21 protein-coding genes are annotated in these 20,889 nt (G+C 71.2%); 9 read left to right on the top strand and 12 right to left on the bottom strand.

All coding sequences use genetic code 11. The annotated features are described in order from the left end of the window. The first annotated feature begins 170 nt into the window (after nucleotides 1-170). Nucleotides 171-1,472: a multidrug effflux MFS transporter gene (locus ABD714_RS05585; protein WP_344811312.1), complete on the top strand. Its 1,302-nt coding sequence runs from the start codon at nucleotides 171-173 to the stop codon at nucleotides 1,470-1,472. Between the two features lie 50 nt (nucleotides 1,473-1,522). On the opposite strand, the gene ABD714_RS05580 is transcribed toward ABD714_RS05585, so the two are convergent. Then, a complete protein-coding gene (locus ABD714_RS05580) occupies nucleotides 1,523-2,371 on the bottom strand; it encodes an SGNH/GDSL hydrolase family protein (protein WP_344811311.1) in 849 nt (282 codons plus the stop codon). Nucleotides 2,372-2,415: 44 nt separating this feature from the next. After that, nucleotides 2,416-4,401 carry an ABC1 kinase family protein gene (locus tag ABD714_RS05575; protein WP_344811310.1) on the bottom strand — a complete coding sequence of 662 codons (1,986 nt, stop codon included), beginning with the start codon at nucleotides 4,399-4,401 and terminating at the stop codon, nucleotides 2,416-2,418. A 115-nt stretch (nucleotides 4,402-4,516) separates the two neighbouring features. Between ABD714_RS05575 and ABD714_RS05570 the strand changes: the two genes are divergently transcribed. Continuing rightward, nucleotides 4,517-5,521: an Ldh family oxidoreductase gene (locus tag ABD714_RS05570; protein WP_344811309.1), complete on the top strand. Its 1,005-nt coding sequence runs from the start codon at nucleotides 4,517-4,519 to the stop codon at nucleotides 5,519-5,521. Between the two features lie 57 nt (nucleotides 5,522-5,578). On the opposite strand, the gene ABD714_RS05565 is transcribed toward ABD714_RS05570, so the two are convergent. The 3 genes from ABD714_RS05565 to ABD714_RS05555 form a co-directional block, all read right to left on the bottom strand. Then, nucleotides 5,579-5,818, bottom strand: a complete 240-nt coding sequence (locus ABD714_RS05565) for a hypothetical protein (RefSeq protein ID WP_344811308.1) — start codon at nucleotides 5,816-5,818, stop codon at nucleotides 5,579-5,581. Nucleotides 5,819-5,827: 9 nt separating this feature from the next. Further along, nucleotides 5,828-6,055 (bottom strand): hypothetical protein, encoded by a 228-nt coding sequence (locus ABD714_RS05560; RefSeq protein ID WP_344811307.1) that lies wholly within the window; start codon nucleotides 6,053-6,055, stop codon nucleotides 5,828-5,830. Nucleotides 6,056-6,128: 73 nt separating this feature from the next. Continuing rightward, nucleotides 6,129-7,928, bottom strand: a complete 1,800-nt coding sequence (locus ABD714_RS05555; protein WP_344811306.1) for an ABC transporter substrate-binding protein — start codon at nucleotides 7,926-7,928, stop codon at nucleotides 6,129-6,131. A 160-nt stretch (nucleotides 7,929-8,088) separates the two neighbouring features. Here ABD714_RS05555 and ABD714_RS05550 point away from each other — a divergent pair, with 160 nt between their 5' ends. Continuing rightward, the gene (locus tag ABD714_RS05550; protein ID WP_344811305.1) at nucleotides 8,089-8,790 is read left to right on the top strand and encodes an MOSC domain-containing protein; all 702 of its coding nucleotides are present in this window, start codon (nucleotides 8,089-8,091) and stop codon (nucleotides 8,788-8,790) included. Here ABD714_RS05550 and ABD714_RS05545 read toward each other — a convergent pair. Beyond that, nucleotides 8,787-9,281: a DNA polymerase ligase N-terminal domain-containing protein gene (locus tag ABD714_RS05545; RefSeq protein WP_344811304.1), complete on the bottom strand. Its 495-nt coding sequence runs from the start codon at nucleotides 9,279-9,281 to the stop codon at nucleotides 8,787-8,789. The genes ABD714_RS05550 and ABD714_RS05545 overlap by 4 nt on opposite strands. 46 nt (nucleotides 9,282-9,327) lie before the next feature. Next, nucleotides 9,328-11,715: a phosphoketolase family protein gene (locus ABD714_RS05540; protein ID WP_344811303.1), complete on the bottom strand. Its 2,388-nt coding sequence runs from the start codon at nucleotides 11,713-11,715 to the stop codon at nucleotides 9,328-9,330. A 251-nt stretch (nucleotides 11,716-11,966) separates the two neighbouring features. Here ABD714_RS05540 and ABD714_RS05535 point away from each other — a divergent pair, with 251 nt between their 5' ends. Both ABD714_RS05535 and ABD714_RS05530 read left to right on the top strand, forming a co-directional pair. Beyond that, on the top strand, nucleotides 11,967-12,284 hold the full coding sequence (locus ABD714_RS05535) for a hypothetical protein (protein WP_344811302.1): 318 nt from the start codon (nucleotides 11,967-11,969) through the stop codon (nucleotides 12,282-12,284). Nucleotides 12,285-12,424: 140 nt separating this feature from the next. Then, nucleotides 12,425-13,306, top strand: a complete 882-nt coding sequence (locus ABD714_RS05530; RefSeq protein ID WP_344811301.1) for an alpha/beta fold hydrolase — start codon at nucleotides 12,425-12,427, stop codon at nucleotides 13,304-13,306. A 164-nt stretch (nucleotides 13,307-13,470) separates the two neighbouring features. Here the strand turns inward: ABD714_RS05530 and ABD714_RS05525 are convergent, their stop codons facing one another. Continuing rightward, entirely contained in the window at nucleotides 13,471-14,127 is a 657-nt protein-coding gene (locus ABD714_RS05525) for a maleylpyruvate isomerase family mycothiol-dependent enzyme (RefSeq protein WP_344811300.1), read from the bottom strand. 54 nt (nucleotides 14,128-14,181) lie between these two features. Then, on the bottom strand, nucleotides 14,182-14,775 hold the full coding sequence (locus tag ABD714_RS05520; RefSeq protein WP_344811299.1) for a MarR family winged helix-turn-helix transcriptional regulator: 594 nt from the start codon (nucleotides 14,773-14,775) through the stop codon (nucleotides 14,182-14,184). A 146-nt stretch (nucleotides 14,776-14,921) separates the two neighbouring features. On the opposite strand from ABD714_RS05520, the gene ABD714_RS05515 reads away from it, so the two are divergent. Next, entirely contained in the window at nucleotides 14,922-15,332 is a 411-nt protein-coding gene (locus ABD714_RS05515; protein WP_344811298.1) for a response regulator, read from the top strand. Between the two features lie 37 nt (nucleotides 15,333-15,369). Here ABD714_RS05515 and ABD714_RS05510 read toward each other — a convergent pair whose 3' ends face one another. After that, nucleotides 15,370-16,212, bottom strand: coding sequence for a sugar phosphate isomerase/epimerase family protein (locus ABD714_RS05510; RefSeq protein ID WP_344811297.1), 843 nt, complete (start codon nucleotides 16,210-16,212; stop codon nucleotides 15,370-15,372). Nucleotides 16,213-16,366: 154 nt separating this feature from the next. Between ABD714_RS05510 and ABD714_RS05505 the strand changes: the two genes are divergently transcribed. After that, nucleotides 16,367-17,857 carry an alcohol acetyltransferase gene (locus ABD714_RS05505; protein ID WP_344811751.1) on the top strand — a complete coding sequence of 497 codons (1,491 nt, stop codon included), beginning with the start codon at nucleotides 16,367-16,369 and terminating at the stop codon, nucleotides 17,855-17,857. Continuing rightward, on the top strand, nucleotides 17,854-18,516 hold the full coding sequence (locus tag ABD714_RS05500) for a DUF6320 domain-containing protein (RefSeq protein ID WP_344811296.1): 663 nt from the start codon (nucleotides 17,854-17,856) through the stop codon (nucleotides 18,514-18,516). The genes ABD714_RS05505 and ABD714_RS05500 overlap by 4 nt, the downstream gene beginning before the upstream one ends. A gap of 32 nt (nucleotides 18,517-18,548) precedes the next feature. Here the strand turns inward: ABD714_RS05500 and ABD714_RS05495 are convergent, their stop codons facing one another. Next, nucleotides 18,549-18,926 carry a VOC family protein gene (locus ABD714_RS05495; RefSeq protein WP_344811295.1) on the bottom strand — a complete coding sequence of 126 codons (378 nt, stop codon included), beginning with the start codon at nucleotides 18,924-18,926 and terminating at the stop codon, nucleotides 18,549-18,551. A gap of 129 nt (nucleotides 18,927-19,055) precedes the next feature. On the opposite strand from ABD714_RS05495, the gene ABD714_RS05490 reads away from it, so the two are divergent. After that, complete coding sequence (locus tag ABD714_RS05490) at nucleotides 19,056-19,766, top strand: histidine phosphatase family protein (RefSeq protein WP_344811294.1); 711 nt, start codon at nucleotides 19,056-19,058, stop codon at nucleotides 19,764-19,766. 42 nt (nucleotides 19,767-19,808) lie between these two features. Here the strand turns inward: ABD714_RS05490 and ABD714_RS05485 are convergent, their stop codons facing one another. Further along, nucleotides 19,809-20,570 (bottom strand): MBL fold metallo-hydrolase, encoded by a 762-nt coding sequence (locus ABD714_RS05485; protein ID WP_344811293.1) that lies wholly within the window; start codon nucleotides 20,568-20,570, stop codon nucleotides 19,809-19,811. Between the last annotated feature and the right edge of the window lie 319 nt (nucleotides 20,571-20,889).

The raw sequence follows: 20,889 nt of genomic DNA, 5'->3' as shown, positions 1-20,889 counted from the left end.
CCACCCTCCGCCGCCACGACGGCCGGTGATCGCTGGGATGCGTGGCGATCCCGGGGATGCGCGCGTTCCCAGGGATGCCCTCCCGGTACACCCCTGAGCAGGGACTCCCTCCGGAACGGAGCTCGCGAGACCCTGGACGGGTCGAGACCACCCTTCCGAGGAGACCCACCGTGCGCGCCAGCGAGTCGCAGGAACCCAACCCCCAGCTGGACCACCTGGGCTACTGCCCCGACTGCGAGTACCTCGGCGACCACCCGCACCCGACCGTCACCTCACCGACGCAGGCCAGGGTCGGGGCCGCGGTGATCGCCACGGTGGTGTTCCTGACCGCGATCGCCCCGCTGGCCACCGACATGTACGTGCCGGCCTTCCCGGCGGTGGCGGCCGAGCTCCTCGCCACCGCCACGCAGGTGCAGCTGACCCTGACCACGTTCTTCGTCGGGATGGCGCTGGGCCAGCTGGTCGGCGGCCCGGTCTCCGACCAGCGCGGTCGGCGGCGGCCCCTGCTGCTGGCAGTGGCGGCCATGACCGCGGCCTCGGTCGTCTGCGCGCTGTCTCCCAGCATCGGCGTCCTCGCGGTGGCCCGGCTGGTGCAGGGTTTCGCGGGTGGCTGGGCCATGGTGATCGGGCGGGCGGTGATCATCGACCTCGCCCGGGGCGCGCAGCTGGTCAGGATCCTCAACGTGATCGCCGCCGTCGGGGGGATCGCGCCGATCGTGGGACCGCTGCTCGGCGCGGTGATCCTGCAGCTGTCCGGCTGGCGGGTGTCCTTCTGGACCGTGGCGGTGCTGGGTGTCGCCATGATCGTCGCGGTGCTGGTGGCCGTGCCGGAGACGCTGGCGGAGCGGGACCGTCGTGGCGGGGGCATGGGCGAGTTCGCCGGCGCCGCCCGCGAGCTGCTGCGCAATCGACGCTACGTCGGCTACGTGGTCGTCGCCGGGTCGGCGATGGGGGCCGTCTTCGTGTACGTGGCCACGTCGGCGTTCGTGCTGCAGTCGATGAACGGTCTGTCCCCGATCGGCTACTCGATCGACTTCGCGGTCAACGCTGCGGGCATGACCGTGGCCGCTCTGCTGGCCGCACGCCTCGCGGGCCGGGTGGCCACCAGGAAGATCATCCTGGTCGGACAGGTGGCGGCGCTGGCGGCGGGGATCGCGATGCTGGTCGGCGCGATCTGGTTCGACGCCCCGCTCGTCCTGGCGATGGTGTGCTTCTTCGTCCTGATGACGGCCCAGGGCCTGATCGGACCGAACGGCGGCGCGCTCGCCGCCGCCGAGGTGCCCGATCACCCGGGCACGGGCTCGGCCCTGCTCGGCTTCGTCCAGTGGGTCGCGGCCGGCGCCATCGCCCCGCTGGCCGGCCTCGGCGGAGAACAGACCGCCGTCCCGATGGCGCTGCTGATGACCGCCACCATCGCGGTCTCGATGATCGGGCTCCTCGTCCTCGCGCGACCCAGCCGGTCCACCCGGTAGCCGCCCCGCCCCCGGCTCGCGATCCCGTGCACCGTCACCCGCCTGCCGGGTCAGCCGAGCGAGCCACGACGTTCGACGGCCGCCGCCACCACCGTGGCGATGAGCGCGGTCCCGGCGTCGTTCGGGTGGTCGCCGTCGTCGGCGAGCAGGGGCGTCGGGTCCTTCGTCCCGTCGGCTCCCTTGAACGGTGCGTAGAGGTCCACGCAGGTGGCGTCGGCGAGATCGGCGGTTCGGCAGATCGTCGTGTTCGCGTCCCGGGTGACCTGGTCGCTCCAGGCGAGGTAGCCCCGGTCGTAGTTGCCGGCCCCGACGTCGCCGTCCCTGAAGACGTTCCAGTAGCTCACCACGAACACCGTGGCGCTCGCCCGCTTCTCCCGGTCCACGATGGCGAGGATGGCGCTCAGCCGGCTGCCCATCGCCCGCACCTCCGGGTCGTAGCAGGAGCGCTCGCACGCGTCCCCGACCCAGTCGTCGAGTGCCGGTCCGAGGTCGTTCGCCCCGATCGTCAGCACGATCACGTCCGCCGCGCCGATCTCGGCGGTGAAGCCGTCGTCCGTACGCAGGTCGCCCAGCAGGTCGGCAGCTGTCTCACCGTTGGCGCTGTCGTTGACGGTCACGACCGCACGCCCGGTCCGCCGTTCGAGCAGGTCGCCCGTCCGCCGGAGGAAGTCGTCGCAGTCACAGCCGGCACCGGCCATCACGGAGTCGCCGAAGCCGAGGAGGTGGAGGGGCCCGGTCGCTGCCGGGGTCGTCGCGGACGGGGGCGTGGACCGGTGGGCGGCGGTCGGCTCGACTCCGTGGAGCCGGACGAGGACGGCGGCGGCGACCAGGACGAGCACCGACACCCACCCCAGCACCGCGACGAGGCGACGCACGCGAACCCCACGACCTGCCGTCACCCTCCCAGGGTGTCACTCGCTCCGAGCGACGCCGCGGAGGACATCTAGACGGACCACTCGCGCCGGAAGCTCAGGACCAGGGCGCGCAGCGCCAGGACGAACCCGATGAAGAGCAGGCAGAAGCCCATGATCGGGTAGAGGCCGATGGTCGGCGCGAGCAGCGGGCTCCCCGGGGCCACCAGCAGGATCACGGCGGCCAGCGTGGCGGCGGCGGCCAGGATCGCGACCACGATCTGCTGGGTGACGCTGACCAGGAACGACCGGTCCCGGCGGTCGCCCAGGACCCGCAGGTTCAGCGTGATCCGACCGAGCTCGAGGTCCTCGGTGATCTTGTTGAGACGCCGGGGGAGCCGTCGGACCAGGGGGATCAGGCTGATCAGCTCGTTGTCGATCGCCTCGCGCACCGAGCTGAGCGACTGCGACTCCCGGAAGATCGCCTGCCCCTGGTCCCGAGCCCGGGGGATGAGGTCCAGCGACGGCTCGATCAGCCTCAGGGTGCCCTCCACGGTGGCCAGCGTGCGCAGACCGGCAGCGACCTGCGGCGGCACCTTGAACTCGTACCGGGTGAACAGACCGAACAGCGCGGTGAACAGGCCGCTCGAGCTGTTGGTGCTGGTCCGGTAGCGCAGCAGGAGCTCGCCCACCTCCCGTTCGAGCCGCCGCTGGTCCACCGACTCCTCCGGCGGCTCCAGCAGATCCATCAGGGCATCGGTGGCGATCATGGCCGAGGACCGGTCGACGGCCAGCAGCAACGTCGTGATGGCGGCCCGCGAGCCGTTGTCCAGCCGCCCGACCGAGCCGAAGTCCAGCAGCTGCAGCTCCCCGTCCGGCCCGAGCAGCACGTTGCCCGGGTGGAGGTCGGAGTGGAAGACCCCACCCACCAGCACCTGGTCCAGGACGGTGCTCAGCAACAGGTTCGCGAGATCGTGCCGCGTGCTGTCGGGCAGGGCGGCCAGCTCGTTCCCGGCTGCGCCGAGGGGCACGCCGTCCAGGCGCTCCAGCACCAGCACGGTGCTGGAGGAGAGCTCGGTGTGCACCCTGGGCACCCGGAGCCCCGTGCGCTCACCGAGGGTCGCGGTGACCGCCAGCATGTTGTCGGCCTCGATCAGGTAGTCCAGCTCGTCGCGGAGCGAGGCGGCGAAGCCTTCCACGATCGCGACCAGCCCCAGGGTCCGGGCCCAGGCGGTCGAGGTCTCCAGGCGCTGGGCCAGCCGGCTGGCGATGTCGAGGTCCGCCGTCACCTGCGTGCGGGCCCGGGGCTTCTGGATCTTGAGGACGACCTCCTCACCGCTGAGGAGCCGAGCGGCGTGCACCTGGGCGACCGAGGCCACGGCGAGCGGGTCGGCGTCGACGCTGACGAACACCTCCTCGACCGGGCGCGGCAACGCGGCCCGGACGACGGGTTCCAGCTCCGACCACGGCAGGGGGGTGGAGTCGGTCTGCAGGCTGCTCAGCTCGCGGGCGAAGGTGGGTCCGACGATGTCGGGCCGGCTGGACAGCATCTGGCCGATCTTGATGAAGGTCACCCCGCCGTCGTTCAGGGCGGACCGCAGGGCACGGGCGGTGAACGAGCCGTGGCGTTCGGCCACCGACACCTCGGTGTCCCGGGACCGGCGCAGGAAGCCACCCAGCCCGTGGCGGGCCGCGATCCCGAGCACGTCGAGATAGCGCCGCGTCCGACGGTTCTGCTCCCGCAGACCCCGGATCCAGCCGACCGGTGTGCCCACGCTCCCGGTCGGGATGATCAGCTCGAGCACCACGAGCAGGGCGATCCCGATCAGGAACGACCAGGCCATCACCAGCGCGTAGATCACCGACAGCACGACGAGGTCCGAGCCGGCCTCCCGCGGGTTGAGCAGTCCGATCTGGATCTGCAGCCAGGGCAGGGCGAGGGCGGTGGCCACCCCCATCAGCAGACCGACGACGAGGGAACGCGGCCAGCCCACCGGCACGCCCAGCACCCGGCGTCCGGTGGTGGAGATCGCGCCCGTCACCAGCACGAGCGCGATGACTCCCACGACGCTGTACACGTCGGCCTCCTGACGGGTCGGACCCTCTGACGGCTCGGTCGCGGCCACTCTAGACGCCACCGGGGCGGTGGTCTGCGACACTTCCGACCGTGACCTCCACGACCCCCACCGGCCCGTGAACATCCCACCGGAGACGTTCACCCGGGTGCCGGCGGCCGCCCTGCGCACGCTGGCGGCGCAGCTCGGCGAAGCCGCCGGGCTGCGCCCGGAACGGGCCGGTCTCCTCGCCGACCTGCTCACCGGCAACGACCTGCGGGGCAACGTCAGCCACGGCACCGTGCAGCTGGCGACCTACGTCCGGTTGCTGCGCGACGGTGTCCTCAACCCCGACCCCCGGTTGGAGGTGGTGCGGGAGACGGCGAGCAGCCTGCTGGTCGACGGGGACGGCGGACTGGGCTACTTCCCGGCGCACGACGGCACCCAGCTGCTGGTCACCAAGGCCCGGGAGGCGGGGGTCGCCGTGCTCGTCACCCGTCACCACGGTCACGTCGGGGCGGCCGGTCTCTACTCCCGGCTGACCCTCGGGCACGACCTGCTGAGCTTCGTCACGTCCGGCCACCAGCTCGCGCTCACCGCGGGCGACCCCGTGGCCACTGCCGCGGGCGGCTCGCCGATGTCGTTCAGCGCGCCGACCCAGGACGAACCGCCGCTGGTGCTGGACTTCGGGGCGATGCACGACCTGTACGAGGGTCCGTCCCGTGACCTGCTGGCCGAGATCGCACCCGGGCTGGTGCACCGCAGCATCGGTCTGGGCATGGTGTGCCAGAGCTGGGGCGGGCTGCTGGCCGGTGTGCCGCTCGACCCGGAACGGGCCCGGCGCCGCTGGTCCGGGGCGAACCAGGGGTCGATGGTGATAGCGCTCCGGATCGACCTGTTCGCCGATCCGGCCGAGTTCCGCGCCGAGATGGACGCCTACGCCCGCGCCGTCCGGACCCTGACGCCGATCCCCGGCGCGACCGGCAGCTTCCTGCCGGGGGGACCGGAGGCGGCGACGGAGACCGCGTACGCCGTCGAGGGGATCCCGGTCGGCGACGACCACCGGCGGCAGCTGGAACGGGCGGCCGTCGAGCTCGGGGTGGCCGTGCCGTGGCACCCCACCCTTCCCGACCCCACCGGCTGACCTGGGCCGCCGAGGGACGGGTGCCTGCAGGGACCCTCCCCGTGCGCGGGCGCCGGCTCAGCCGGGTCGACCGCGGTGCTGCACCCGCCGCAGCAGGACCAGACCCAGACCGAAGGTGGCGACGCCGAGGATCATCAGGGCTGCGCCCCGTTCGGTGTCGGCTCGCTCACCGGTGGTCAGGTGGACGATGACGATCGCGCCACCGACGAGAAGCCAGACCAGGCCGAGCGCGCACGTCCCCCGGCTGAGCCGTCGCGGCCAGTCGGGGCTCAGCTCCTCGCGTTCCGGTGCGTCCACGGCAGGTGGTCAGCGCTCCTCGAAGTCGGCAGTCGTCCTGAGCCACGACCCGTCGCCGGGTGAGTCGTCGTACAGGTCGGCGATCGTCTGCTCGCCCACGCGGACCCAGAACCGACCATGACACGACCGGCACGGTCGCAGGGGCTGCCCCGGCACGACATCCAGCGGGTAACCGCAGCTGCTGCACCGGTACGGCCCCGGCGCGGCTTCGCTGCCGGCGGGAAAGGGGTGGGTCATGGTCGACGGTATCGACGCGCGGGACCCCCGGACCACACCCGGAGGGGTGGTCCTCGTCGGGTACCCCGTCACCCTAGCCGCCGACCCGCTTGAGACCGAAGATCCAGCCGATCGAGGCGCCGGCCCACCCGGGCGGCGCGTACGGGTTCTTCTCGTCGGGGAAGTTGGTCCAGTTCGAGGCGTTGTACTCGTAGAACTCGTTCGGCCGGTACATCAGGGGGATGACCGGGAGCCCCTCCCGGTAGATGGCGTCGAGCTTGGTGTAGATCGCCTTGAGCTCGTCGTCGGAGGCCGCCGAGCCGACCGCGTCGAGCAGACCGGCGACGTCAGGGTGGGAGAACCGGGTGAAGTTGCTGAAGGCGGTCTTGCCGATCGGCGCCACCCCGCGGTCGTCGAGCACGTCGCGGAAGCGGGTCCACGGGCTGGCGATGCTCACCCCGGACGCGTTCCAGCAGGCCAGCTCGAAGTCGCCGTTCTGGATGGCGGTGGTGACCTGGGGCGCCTGCGGGAACTCGGTGATCACGTCGATCCCGACCGCCTTGCACGACCGGGCCACGATCTCCAGCGCGGTGTTCCAGTCGGTCCAGCCGGTGGGGGTGATCGCCTTCCAGGGCCCGAGGCGGGTGCCGTCGGGCAGCACGTACACACCGTCGGAGCCCTTGGTGCACTTCAGCTCGTTCTCCAGGATGTCGATGGCCTTGTCCGGATCGTGCTTCCACCCGCTCTCGTCGACAGCTGCCTGGTCGAAGAACTTGCTCTCGGCCCCGGTCGGCAGGATGAGACTGGCCTGGGCGGGATCGGAGTAGTCCGACATGGCCGTGCTGGCGATCACCGCGTAGTCGATGCAGTGGGCGATCGCCCGTCGGACGCCGGCGACGTCGAGACCCTTGACGTTCGCGTTGACCTCCAGCAGCGGCAGGTTGCCCGGCAGGTAGTAGGGCTTGTCCTTCAGCCAGGTGCCCACCGGCGCGCCGTCCTCCCACATCTTCCAGATCTGGGAGGTGAAGGTCTGGGCGGCGTCGAGCTCGCCGCTGGCCAGCTTGAGGTCGGAGTCGTTGTTGGACTTGAAGATCGGGTGGTTGATGGTCTTCATCGCCGGTGTGCCGAAGACCGCCGTGCCCCAGTAGTCGTCGAACCGGGCCAGGTTGATCTGGGTCTGGTCGAAGCGCTCCAGGGTGAACGGTCCGCTGCCGACCGGCTTCAGGTTCGTCTCCTCCAGGAGCTTCTCGGGGTCGACCGACTCCCACACGTGCTGGGGCACGATGAACGTGGCGGCGATGGCGTCCTTGACCGAGCCGGGGTTGTACGGCTTCTTCTTCACGGTGAAGCGCACCGTGCGCGGGTCGACCGCCTCGACCGACTCCAGGTAGGTCCACAGGTTGGAGTAGTTGAGCGCTACCTTCTTGGCCAGCTCGAAGGTGAAGACGACGTCGGCCGCCGTCAGCTCCTTGCCGTCGCTCCAGCGGGTGCCCTCCTGCAGCGGCAGCACCAGCACCCCGGGTTCGGGTTCGGTGAGCTCGGCGGCCAGGCCGGGCTGCAGGGTGCCGTCGAGCAGGTTGAAGCGCAGCAGCGTCTCGTAGATCAGCTGGCTCTGGCCGTTGGCCGTGGGCCAGGCCGGCGACGCGCCGAGCGGGTTGAAGTTGGTCGGCACCCCGGACGCGACGAAGACGAACAGGGTCTCACCGGCGGCGCCGGACCGGCCCGGCGTCGTGTCGTCACCGCTGCTGCTGCCGGTCTGCGCGGTGCCGCAGCCGGCGGCTCCGAGACCCAGGGCGGCGGCTCCGAGGCCGAGACCGGACAGGTGCAGGAACCGACGGCGGGTCGGGCGGAAGGGCGACGACGGAACCGGCACGGAGACTGGGGTGGGGGGCATGATCGACCTTTCGGTCTGCTCGAGCTCGGGCGCCGGTGCCGCCAGCGTACGCAGCGGTTCGGCACCGTGCTCGGAGGCGGGGGTGTGGCATCCTGCGTCGTGGACGGCCGGCCGGTCGACCGACCTGATCGGGGGACCAGCGGTGTCGACGGATGAAGCAGTGTCGTCCCCGGGCGCGGTGTCGCCGCACGTCCGCGCCGTGCACGTGGGCGGTCCACAGACCTACACCTGGTTGGGGCGGGAGCTGGTCTCCAGCATCTTCAAGCAGCCGGTGACCGACCGGGTCGCGGTCCGAGCCGACCACCTCGACGGTGACGAGCAGTCCGACCGCAAGAGCCACGGCGGGCCCGACAAGGCCGTCTACGCCTACGCCCGCGAGGACTCCGACTGGTGGGAGGACGAGCTCGGCCGCCCGGTGCCGGACGGCATGTTCGGGGAGAACCTGACCACGGTCGGGATCGACCTGACCCACGCGGTGATCGGCCAGACCTGGCAGATCGGGTCGGCGCTGCTGCAGGTCACCGAGCCCCGCACGCCCTGTTGGAAGCTGGGGCTGCGGATGCAGGATCCCGGCTTCCCGCGGCGCGCCGCGCGCTCCCGACGTCCGGGTGTGCTGCTCCGGGTCCTGCGCCAGGGCGAGCTGCAGGTCGGCGACCGGGTGGCACTGGGCGCCGCCCCCGCCCACGGGGTCACGGCCGCGGCCATCAACCGGATCTACTACGGCGAGGACCGCGACCTCGCACCGATCTTCGACACCCCGGAGCTGGCGGCCCACTGGCGGACCTGGGCGGAGCACCGCACGGTGTGGCACGAGGAGGACGAGCGGCGTGGCCGGCTGGCGCCCACCCCGCCGGCCGGTTAGCCCCCGGCCGCGAGCTCGTCGTTGGTGACCCCGGTCAGCACGGACCGGTCCCGGTCGACGCCTGACGCGGCGCGGTCGGGTTCGGCGTGCTCGTCGGTCAGCTTGATCAGGATCCAGCTCCGGTCGCTGTCACCCAGGCGGGTCCGGGTCAGGGCGAAACCCCCGGCAAGCTTGTGACCGGAGAGCTCGAACCGCAGGTGCCCGCGGTCGACGGCCGCCCGGGGCGGCTCGGCCGGGGTGTAGGTGCCGGTGTCCCAGACGATCTTGGTGTGCACCCGCCCGCTGTCGGTCACCGACCGGCCCTCGTACGTCAGCTGGTCGAGCTCGTGGTCGTCGACCTGGACGGCGAGCCGCCGGACCGTCGGATCCAGCGACGGCCCCTTGGGCACCGCCCAGGACAGCAGGACACCCTCGGCCTCCAGCCGGAGGTCGAAGTGGGGCGTGGTCGCGTGGTGCAGGTTGACCACGAACCTCAGCTGATCGTCGGCCACGGGGCCTCGGCGAACAGGCGTTCTCGGTGGTCAGCTGGCCCCGGCGTCAGCTGGTCCGAGGCCGCTGCCAGTTCCAGTTCTGCACCTCGGGCATGTCCTCCAGGTGCTCGACCACGTAGCTGCTGTGACGGGCCAGCTGCGCCTCGCACCACGCCTTGAGCTCCGACGCACCGGCCGGGGTCCGCTTGGCGTTGTTGATGGCGTCCATGACGAGGTGGTAGCGGGAGGCCCGGTTCTTCACCACCATGTCGAACGGCGTGGTCGTGGTGCCCTCCTCGATGAAACCGCGGACGTGGAAGCGGTCGGCGTCCGGTCGTCCGTGGACGAGCTGGTGCACGGCTCCGGGGAACCCGTGGAAGGAGAACACGACGTCGACGTGGTCGGTGAACAGTTCGCGGAAGAACGTGTCCGAGATGCCGTGCGGATGATCCTGGGGTCGCGGCAGCGTCATCAGGTCGACGACGTTGACCACCCGCACCTTCAACCCGGGCAGCTCCCGGCGCAGGATCTCGGCGGCCGCGACGGTCTCCATGGTGACCACGTCTCCGGCGGCGGCGAGCACGATGTCGGGATCCGCGTCGGGTTCCTCGTTACCGGCCCAGTCCCAGATGCCCGCCCCCGCGGCGCAGTGCGGGATGGCCTCGTCCATGCTCAGCCACTGCTGCTGGGGCTGCTTGTCGATCACGATCAGGTTCACGTACGACCGGGACCGGAAGCAGTGGTCGGCCACCGACAGCAGCGTGTTCGCGTCCGGCGGGAGGTAGACCCGGGTGACCTCGGCCCGCTGGGTGATGGCGGTCTGGATCAGTCCAGGACCCTGGTGGGAGAAACCGTTGTGGTCGTTGCGCCAGCAGGTGGAGGTCAGCAGGATGTTGAGGCTCGGCACCTTGGCCCGCCAGGACAGGTGGGTCGCCTCCTCCAGCCACTTGCTGTGCTGGATGGTCTGGGAGGCGCTGACCATGGCGAACGACTCGTAGGTGGCGAACAGCCCGTGCCGGCCGGTCAGCGTGTAGCCCTCCAACCAGCCGTGGCAGTTGTGCTCGCTCAGCACCTCCATCACCCGACCCTCGGCGGAGAGGTGCGTGTCGGACGGCAGGGTCGTCTCCATGAACGCCCGGTCGGAGACCTCGAAGACCGCCCCCAGCCGGTTGCTGTTCGTCTCGTCCGGGCAGAACAGCCGGAAGGTCTGCGGGTTGCGCCGGTAGAGCTCGGCGGTCAGCTCGCCGAGCCGGCGGACGGACTCCACCGCGCCGCCCGGGTCGGCGAGGTCCACGGCGTAGTCGCGGAAGTCCGGGATGTCGAGGTCCGTGGTCAGCAGCCCGCCGTTGGCGTGCGGGCTGGCGCTCAGCCGGAGGTCACCGGTCGGGTTGGCCCGGGTGATCAGCTCGACCGGGGCACCGTCCTCGTCGAACAGCTCCTCCGGACGGTAGGACCGCAGCCACTGCTCCAACAGGGCGAGGTGCGCCGGATCGCCCTTCACCCCGGACAGCGGCACCTGGTGCGACCGCCAGCTCCCGGTCACCTCGATGCCGTCGATCTCGTGCGGTCCGGTCCAGCCCTTGGGGGAGCGGAGGATGATCATCGGCCAGCGCGGCGGCTCCGTCGGAGCGCCGTTGGCCCGGGCGTCGGCCTGGATGCCGGCGATGGTCCCGTACGCCTCGCGCAACGCCTCGGAGAAGCGGTGGTGCATACCGGGGACGTCGTCGCCCTCGACCTCGAGCACCTGGTAGCCGTGGCCCTCGAGCAGCGACCGGACGAGCGCGGGGTCCTTGCGGCCCAGCACCGTCGGTCCGGCGATCTTGTACCCGTTCAGGTGCAGGACGGGCAGCACCGCCCCGTCCCGGGCCGGGTTGAGGAACGAGATCCCCTTCCACGATCCCTCCAGCGGACCGGTCTCGGCCTCCCCGTCACCCACCACGGCGACGGTGAGCAGATCCGGGTTGTCCATCACGCTGCCGAAGGCGTGCACCAGCACGTAGCCCAGCTCGCCACCCTCGTGGATCGAGCCGGGGGTGGTGACCGAGACGTGGCTCGGGATGCCGCCGGGGGCGGAGAACTGGCGGAACAGCCGCTTGACGCCGGCCTCGTCCTGGGAGATGTGCGGGTAGACCTCGCTGTAGGTTCCCTCGAGGTAGCCGGCGGCCACCAGGGCGGGTCCGCCGTGGCCGGGGCCGGTGAGGTAGATCGTCTCCTGACCGGTGTGCTGGATCAGCCGGGACACGTGGGCGTAGATGAACGACAGGCCCGGGCTGGTGCCCCAGTGACCTAGCAGCCGGGGCTTGATGTCGTCGGAGGTGAGCTCGCGCCGGAGCAGGGCGTTGTCCTGCAGGTAGATCTGGCCGATCGTCAGGAAGTTGTTCGCTCGCCACCAGGCATCGATGGCCTCGATCTCGCCTTCGGTGATCGCGGGTGCACCGTGGTCGGTCGTTGTCATCGGCTCGTCTCTCTGGTGAAGCACGTGGGTGTGGGCCCCAGTGTGGCAAACCCGGATCGGCGGCCGATCGACGGCAGGTGAACACGAGCCGACGAGCCGGCGCCGGCGGGAGCAGCGCCGGCGTGGCGAACGGCTGGGGCCGGGTGAAGAATCTGTCCAGGTCTCCTCAGGGGTGTGGTGATGGAGCGGTCGACGGCTGATCATGGGTGGGCGAGAGCTACTCGCCACCACGAACGTCAGGGGAGTCCGAGATGGCCGACAGCAAGAAGATCCACGTGGAAGTCGATGGCCAGGTGCTGGCCCAGGCCACCATCGCGACCGACGACGAGGACCTGCACTCCCGGGCCCAGGTGACGATGGCGCCGGGACACCGCCCGGTGGGTGCCGGCCAGACCACCGCCGACGCCGTGCACGAGGCCGTCTGCGAGGACGAGGCCGTTCACCTCACCGCCACCGTGCCCCGCGGCGAGGCCGAGCTGATCGACGGGCTGCGGTCGCACCTGACCGACGTGGATCTGCGGGCCGCGGGGGCGACCAGCATCATCGAGGGCGACATCACCCCCAGCTGAGTCACCCGGCGGGCGTGTGATCACGGACTCGGGTCCGAGCGATCCACCGCTCGACCCGAGTGATCCGGCCCTCGGGTCCGGGTGGTCCAGCGTCCCGTCAGTTGATCATGAGCGGTGCGCCGACTCGCTAGCCTGGCGGCATGACGAGCGAGGACGTGCAGCGGGTACGGGTGGGCGCCGTGGAGCTGGCCGCCACCACGACGGGTGACCCGGCCGATCCGCCGGTGCTGCTGGTGGCGGGGCTGGGTGCGCAGCTGATCAGCTGGGACGACGGTTTCTGCCGTGCCCTTGCCGACCGGGGGCTCTACGTGGTCCGGTTCGACAACCGAGACGCCGGGCTGTCGACCCACCTCGGGGAGTCCCCGGCGGAGCCGGCGTACGCGCTGAGCGACCTGGCGGGCGACGCGGCGGGTCTGGTCGACGAGCTGGGACTGGGCTCGGTCCACGTGGTCGGCGCGTCGATGGGTGGCATGATCGCGCAGCTGGTGGCGATCGAGCACCCGGACCGGGTCCGCAGCCTCACCTCGATCATGTCCACCACCGGCGACCCGACCGTGGGCGAGGCCAGCCAGGCGGCGATCGCCGCCCTGACGGCGCCCCCGGCCCTGACCCGGGAGGCCGTGCTGGACGGAGCGGTGGTGGCCAACCGCATCATGGGCTCACCTGATCACCCGATGGCGGCCGACGAGGTCCGGGCCCGCGCGGGGCGGGCCTTCGACCGGGCGTACGACCCGGTCGGGTTCGGTCGCCAGCTGCAGGCCTGCCTGACGACACCGGACCGCACCGAGGCGCTCTGTCGGCTCGACCTGCCGACCCTGGTCATCCACGGCGCGGCGGACACCCTCATCGGTGTCAGCGGCGGGCGGGCCACGGCGGCCGCGGTCCCCGGGGCGGAGCTCCTCGTCCTCGACGGGGTCGGCCACGAGGTGCCCGAAGGGGTCTGGCCGCTCGTGGTGGACCGGATCGCCGCCCTGGTCGCACGGGCCGAGGAACGGTCCACGGTCGGGCGCGCGAGCGGCTGATCCGGGCAGGTCCCCCCGGCCGGTGGTGGTGGGACGTCGCCACGGCACGTTTCTGATGTTGCCGTGAGTCATGAGGTTCTCGACGGGTCTGTGTCAAACCTGCTTGCCTCTAGGCCCCTGAGTCGGACCCAGGGTTGACCTGCTCGCCCCCAGTAGGCCTTGCCTCAGATCGTCGCGAGGCCACCTACCCCTTCCCCAGCCAGCCTGGGTGTTGCTGCCTCCGTGCGCCCGGTGAGGAGGAGCAGGACCGCCGAGATCGGCCCGACGATCTCAGGGCCGCTGCCAACGGTCCAGTTCGCGTCTGTCGCCGTCAGCGTGAACGACCCGAGCCGACGCTTGGCCCCGAACGAGAACGGCCAGCGGAGCTCCCAGATCCTGGTAGCAGCGGCTGCGCCGGCGTCGGGTGGGGTAGGCAAGTCGATCCCCAACGGAATCGCGATGTCCTGAGCGTGCACCAGCATGTCCCACATCACGTTCGCGGGGTTCACGGGCCAAGGGACCGAACGCGACTCCGCGGAGGTCTGAAGGTCCTGCACGATCTGGGCCGGTGTGCGCGCCGCGCGACGCTGGCTGACCACCGTGTTCCACCGGGCATAGTCACCGCGAGCCTTCGCGAAGTCGACTAGCAGACTGCTCGGAGTGGCCGGCATGGGTATCAGGGTCACGTGGGCGGCAACGTCGCGAACACGCCAACCGGCACACAACGACTGGTGCTCCCACTCTGCCTCGGACAGCCCGGCGAGCAACTCCGCCATGGCCAGCCGCTGCTCGACAACCACCTGCCAACACCGTTCGGTGTCTATGCCCTCCCCGATGCCCATGATGCTCCTCCGGGATCGACCTGGTGCAACAATAGACAGATTCTCTGTCTAATTTCAAGAGGGGCTGTCCTGCAGATAGGGGTCCGTGATCTCACGCAACATCGTCAACGTGTTGCGCAGCTCGGCCATGCGCCGAGGCCCGATGTGCGCCAGCCATTGCGCTTCGACCTCGGCGAGGGCAGGGAGAACCGCCTCGCGTGCCGCGTAGCCTCGAGCGGCGAGCTTGACCAGCCGGGCGCGGCCATCGGTTGGGTCCGGGAACCGCTCGACGTAGCCCCCGCGTTCCAGATGCTCGACGAGGAAGCTGGCGGTCTGCTTCGTGACCTGTGCAGCTTCGGCGAGTCGGGCGATCCGCGATCCGCCCGGGTCGATCCGAGCGGCGATGCGGGCTTGAGCGACAGTCATGTCGGCGTAGCCGGCACGAGCCAGTCCCTCCATGGTCGCAGCCTCCAACGCCCGGTAGGGGACGAACAGCAAGACACCAAGGGGCAGCTCCCCGCCGTCTGCCGCGCCCGCAACGGCCGTTGCCGCACCCATACGCACCGCCCGGTCTTCGCCTAGCAAACGGATAGAGGTCCACTGCGCTCCACGATAACCAAGCGGCTGAACGTCGGAGGTTTCGCCGAGCCAGTTCCAGTCCAGCGCCATTCCGCCTCCTGCCAAGTACCTACTGACACAGAACTGCCAAGCACTACAGGGACAGGACACGATTTTCTGATGGTCCCCGTGGGAAACACCCCGCGATGTTCTAGACTCCGAACGGACTCGGGGGGCGGGTCTACGAGGGTGTCAGGTTGATCATCGAGCAGGCAGTGGGGGATGCGCCGGACAGGCCGGTGCTGGTGGTGGAGGACAACCACCTCAATCAGATCGTGGCCGAGGGGATGCTCCGGCTGCTGGGCTACTCGTGTCGGTGCGTGTCCGACGGTCTGCAGGCCCTTGCGGTCCTGCAGAGCGACGAGCACCCGATCGTGTTGATGGACGTCCACATGCCGCTTCTCGACGGCTACGAGGCCACCCGCCGGATCCGGGCCGAGCTGCCGGCCGAGCGGCAGCCCTACATCATCGCCCTGTCGGCCAGCGTGCTGCCCGAGGATGCACGTCTGTGCCGCGATGCCGGGATGGACGACTTCGTGCCCAAGCCCATCTCCAAGATCAGTCTGCGAGCCGCGTTGGACCGCGCCGGGACTCCGACCACGGACTGAGCGCAGGCACCGGCGCAGATTCTCGGCCTGCCGGGACTCAGTCGATGGCGGCGTGCAGCCGACGGGAGACGTCGGCCAGCACGTCGTCGACCGGCTGCTCGGCGAGCGACGCCATGAACGGTTCGACCTTCACCGGACCCGTGTAGCCGGCGGCGCGCACCCCGGCCACGAAACCGGCGAGATCGATCACCCCGGTCGTGCCCGGCAGGCGACGGTCGAGGTCCAGCTGCTGGTCGAGGGCCCGGTCCTCCGGCGCGTCGTTGAGATCGACCGAGACGATGTCGGCGTCCGCCAGGGCTGCGACGTCGGCGGTCGTCTCCGCGGCCGTGAACCAGTGGAACGAGTCGAGGATGACGCCGACGTTCCCGGCGCCCGTGTCGGCGATCAGCTCACGGACCTCGGCCAGCGAGTGGACGAAGGGGAACCGCTCGGTCGACCAGAAGGTCTTCGGCCCGACGTACTCCAGCCCGAGCCGGACGCCGGCATCGGCCAGCACACCCGCCACCAGAGAGATCCGGCTGACGTGCAGCACCCAGTTGCGGCGATAGGTCAGGTCGTCGTGCATGGGTCGCACCCAGGTCCCGACCGACGTGACCCCGGCGGCGCTCAGGACGGCGAGCGTGTCCGGCAGACCGGCCAGCTGCGCGGTGAACTCCCCGGCCGGGGCCGTGAGGTCGACCGGCAGCCCGGCCACCCCCAAGCGCAGCCCGCGCTCGGCGACGGCGGCGGCGGCCTCGGCGATCGCCGCCCGGTCACCCAGACCGGCGAGGTAGCCGACATCGGGATCGACGCCGGCGAAGCCGTGGCGGGCGGCCAGCTCGACAGCGGTCGGGAAGTCAGCGGAGAGACCGAGGGCACCGAGGCTCAGGTTCGCGTACATGGGTTCCACCCTAGGGGGACGGGTGCGGCCGTCACCGCGGCCGCAGGTGGGTGGGGTCGCGGTAGCGTTTCGTCATGGCCGTCTCGACCGTCGTCGTCAGCGGTCGCGCGGCGGCACCGCCTGGCGGCGCGACCACCCCCGACGCGTGCCGGTGATGCGACGGGCCTGGGTGCGGCTGGACAACGCGTCCAACATCTTCCTGGCCGCGCGCAGCGCCGCCGATCCCAAGGTGTTCCGGCTCAGCGCCGAGCTCGACCGCATAGTGGACCCGCGGGCGCTGCAGAGCGCCGTGGAGGCGACATTCGACCGGTACCAGCTGTTCCACGCGGTCCTGCGCCGAGGGGTGTTCTGGTACTACCTCCAGGCCAGCGACCTGCGCCCCCGGGTCACCGCGGAGGAGCTGCCCACCTGCGCGCCGCTCTACCAGGCCGACAAGCGCCATCTCCTGTTCCGCGTCCTGCACCATGACCGGCGGATCAGCCTGGAGGTGTTCCACGCCCTGGCCGACGGCACCGGAGCGCTGTGGTTCCTCAGCGACGTGATGACCGCCTACGCCCGGTTGTGCACGCTCGACCATCGCGATGACCATGACCACGGGGACGGGAACCGGGACGCTGCCCACGGACCGGCGGGGCCCGACCCGACCGGCCGTGGCGGGGCTGCCCGTCGGGGCGAGGAGCCGGTCGCCGACCCGGCTGCACCGGTGCACGGACTGACCACCGACAGCTTCGCCCACTACTTCCAGCGACTCCGCCGGACCCGTCCGCCGGCGGTCGACCTCGACGCCGACTTCCGCCGGGCGGCGGCCGCACCGGTGGACGGTGAGCGAGCAGCGGGCCGACCGCCCAGCGGCGGGCGCCCGCATCATCGGGCGTCGACGAGAGCTCGCCAGATCAGGACGGGGGCGTACCGGGTGAAGGGAACCCGCACCCCTGACGACCGTACGCGCGCCGTCGAGCTGACCGTCTCGGCCCGGGACGTGCTGGCCCTCGCTCGCGCAGAGGGCGTCTCGCTCACCATGTACCTGACCGCGGCGTTCTGCCAGGCGATCCGAGCGACCTCCCCACGGACGGGACGGAACACCACCCTGGCGGCCTCCGTGCCGGTGAACCTGCGGCAGTTCTTCCCCTCGACCTCGCCCCGCAACTTCTTCGCGACCATCCGGGTCGAGCACACGTACGGGCGTGGTCCCGACGACCTGGGCACGGTCTGCCGGCTGCTCGACGGCCAGTTCCGTCCCCGGGCCACGCCGGAGGCGCTGGCCGAGAAGCTGCAGAAGCTCGTCCGGTTCGAGCGGATGCCGCTGCTGCGGGTGGTCCCGCGGCCGGTCAAGGACCTCATCCTGCGCGTGGTCAACTGGGGCAGCAACCGGGGTCTCAGCGTGGCGGTCTCCAATCTCGGTCGGGTGACGCTGCCCGCGCCCGCCGAGGACGCCGTTCGGGGGATGCAGTTCCACGTCTCCGCGGTCCGGCCGCAGCTCTGTGCCATCTCCCACGCCGGCCTGCTCACCCTCACCTTCACCTCGCCGTTCACCGAGACCGACCACATCCGGGAGTTCGCGCGGCTGCTGACCGCCGGCGGGGTCGCCGTGACGGTCGGGGCGGCGCCGGTGACCGAGGCCGAGATCGCTGAGCTGAGCTCGTGAGTCGCTGCGCCGCGTGCGCCGTCGCCGTCGAGGGCGGCTGGACCGCCTGCCCCCTGTGCGGGGCACCGCTCTCGGGCGAGGCCACGGCCGATCCGTTCCCCGCCGTGGCTCTCCGGTTCTCCCGGCGCCGGGTGCTGAGGGTGCTGTTCCTCGTCTCGATCGCCGTCATCCTGGCGTCCCTGTCGGTGCAGCTGCTCTTCGACCGGCGGCCCGCCGGCATCGGTGCCCTGCGCTCGGTCTGGCTGGGAGTGGTGACGATGTGGCTGGTGGTCGTGATGGCGGTGCGGAAACGGCACAACGTGGCCAAGGGCACCGTCTACCTGGTCGTCATCGCCGGGCTGCTCTGCGTGTACTGGGACTACCTGACGGGCTGGCGGGCCTGGTCGCTGACGTACGCGGTGCCGATCGTCTGTGCCGGGTCCGCCGTCGCCTTGATGATCACGGTGCGGCTGCTGCAGATCGAGGTGGGGGAGCACATCGTCTACACGAGCCTGATGCTGCTGCTCGGCCTCGCGCCCATCGCCTTCCTGGCGTTCGGGTGGGTGACCAACGCCGTGCCGTCGAGCATCTGCGGCGCGCTCGGCTGCACCCTGGTGCTGCTGCAGCTCACCCGCGCCCCCGACCTGCGCCACGAGCTGGCCAAGCGCCTGCACCTGTAGGTCCGAGCCCTCGCGTGGAGTCGGACCACGACCTAGAGCGGGTCGAGTCGCCGCCGGAGCAGGCAGAACTCGTTGCCCTCGGGGTCACTGAGGACGTGCCACGACTCGTCTCCCGTCTGACCGACATCTGCGGGACGAGCCCCCAGCGCCAGCAGGCGTCGGAGCTCGGCGTCCTGGTCGCGGTCCGTCGCGTTGAGGTCGAGGTGCCACCGGGACGTGCCGGCCTGCTCGTCTCGGGGGGTGAGGATGATCGTCGGCTGCAGGCCCCCGAACCCCGTCCGCGGACCGATCTCCAGCGTCCCGTCGTCCTCCCGGTCGAGCACGACGAAGTCGAGGACCTCGCACCAGAACCGCGCGAGTCGCTCGGGGTCGCGGCACCCGAGGACGAGCTCGCTGATGCGACAGGCCATGACGTCTCCGCTCTCTCGGCGCGCCCGACCGAGTCGTCGTCCGCTCGATCTCCAGCGCGGAACAGTCACCCGACGGTAACCGATGACGTGCTCCGACGTACGACGCCGGTGGGCGGCTACCGTGTCACGGTGCCCACCGATCTGCGTCTCATCCGTCACGGGGAGTCGGTCGCCAACACGCAACCGATCATCGCCGGCATGCGCGCCGACGTCGGCCTGACCGACCTCGGACGGCAGCAGGCCCGTCTGCTGGAGGAGCGGCTGCGGACCGACGACTGGGCCGCCGACGTCCTCTACGCCAGCACGCTGCCCCGGGCGATCGAGACCGCCGCGTACGTGTCGCGGGGGCTCGGTCTGCCGGTCGAGCCGGACGACGAGGTGCAGGAGCTCCGGCCGGGCGTGGCCGACGGTCTCTCGATCGCGGAGTGGCGTCGGCGCTATCCCGGACTCGAGCAGGGGCCCTCGAACCGGCCCCACCAGCGGTTCTCGCCGGAGGGGGAGAGCTGGGCGGAGTTCGTGGTCCGGGTGGGGGCGGCCCTCACCCGCATCCTCGAGCGGCACCCGGACGAGTCGGTGGTCGTGGTGACCCACGGCGGGGTGATCGAGGCGTCGTTCCACCTCGCGCTCTCCCTCGGCGCGTCGACGCCGCAGGCCGGCTTCGCGCCCGCCAACACCAGCATCACCCACTGGCGCCACGATCCGACCGGGCCGGGCGGGTCACCGTGGTCCCTGATCACCTTCAACGATGCTCACCACCTGGTCGGGAGAACGACCGGGGCGCCGCCCCAGGATGCTGTCCCGACCGCCGGCGACGACACGGTGAGCGGCCCGGACAGCTGACCGGCGGTCAGCGGGGTCGACGGGATCGCCTCCGCGAGCCTCTCACCCGTAATCGGCGCGGTGGGCGAGCTGGACGGCGCTGGCGCTGCCGTGCAGCCACGGATCGCCGTGCCCGGGCAGCACCGTGGCGACGGCGATCTCGCCGATGCGGTCCAGGGACCGGCGGTTGAGGTCCAGGTCGGCGGTGGCCGCGGGGGCGACCATCCGCGGCCCCGTCCGGCCCGTGTACGGGTCCAGGGTGACCAGCGCGTCGCCGGTCAGCAGCGCCGATCGGTCCGGCAGCAGGAAGGCTGTGTGCCCGTCGGTGTGCCCGGGGGTGGGCACCGCGATCAGCGAGCCGGGGACGTCGAGGCGCCCGCTCCGGAAGGTCCTGGTGGTCTCGACCCCCGGCACCCGGAGCGCCCCGGCCGCCACCATCCGCGCCAGCACGGGCAGGGACCGGGGGTGAGCCAGGGGATAGAGCACCCGGTTGCGCTGCGGGCGGTAGCTGTAGGGGTGGGCGGCCAACCGGCGGTCGTCCTCGTGCACCCAGACCGGGACGGACAGCCGGCGCTGCAGGTGCCGGGCGAAGCCGACGTGGTCGAAGTGACCGTGGGTGAGGACCAGCGCGGCGATGTCGCCGACGTCGCGACCGATCGCGGCCAGTCCGCGGCGCACGACGGCCCAGGTGGACGGGTAGCAGGCGTCGACCAGGGTCACGGCGTCCCCGTCGACGATCACGTAGCAGTTCGTGAAGGCGTGCTCGACCAGGTGGACGTCATCGGCCACCGGACGCATCCGGGCCGCGCCGAGCCGTTGCCGCATCCAGCGCCTCCGTCCTTCACCGGTCCGGAGGTCCGGCAGTCGCCGGACGCTCCCCGGTCGCTACGTAGCCAGGTTCGGCGAAGGCAAACAACCCACCGCCGCGCCCACCGCGGTCCGGAGGTCCGGGTGCGGTGGGCGCGGCGGGAGTCCGACCTCAGAAGACGCTGTTGGGGTCGTAGTACTTGTCGATGTTGTCGCAGCCGATGCCGACGGCCTCGGTGAACGACTCCTTCGGGTAGTCCGACGGCTTGGTCTTGCCGGTGGCCACGTCGACGGAGATCTTGAGCGCCTCCTTGGCCGCCAGCGACGGTGAGTTGAG

The sequence above is a fragment of the Microlunatus aurantiacus genome (assembly GCF_039536605.1).
GTDB lineage: Bacteria > Actinomycetota > Actinomycetes > Propionibacteriales > Propionibacteriaceae > Microlunatus > Microlunatus aurantiacus.
Note: the sequence above shows the minus strand (reverse complement) of the source record. Positions and strands in the feature narration are given on the sequence as shown.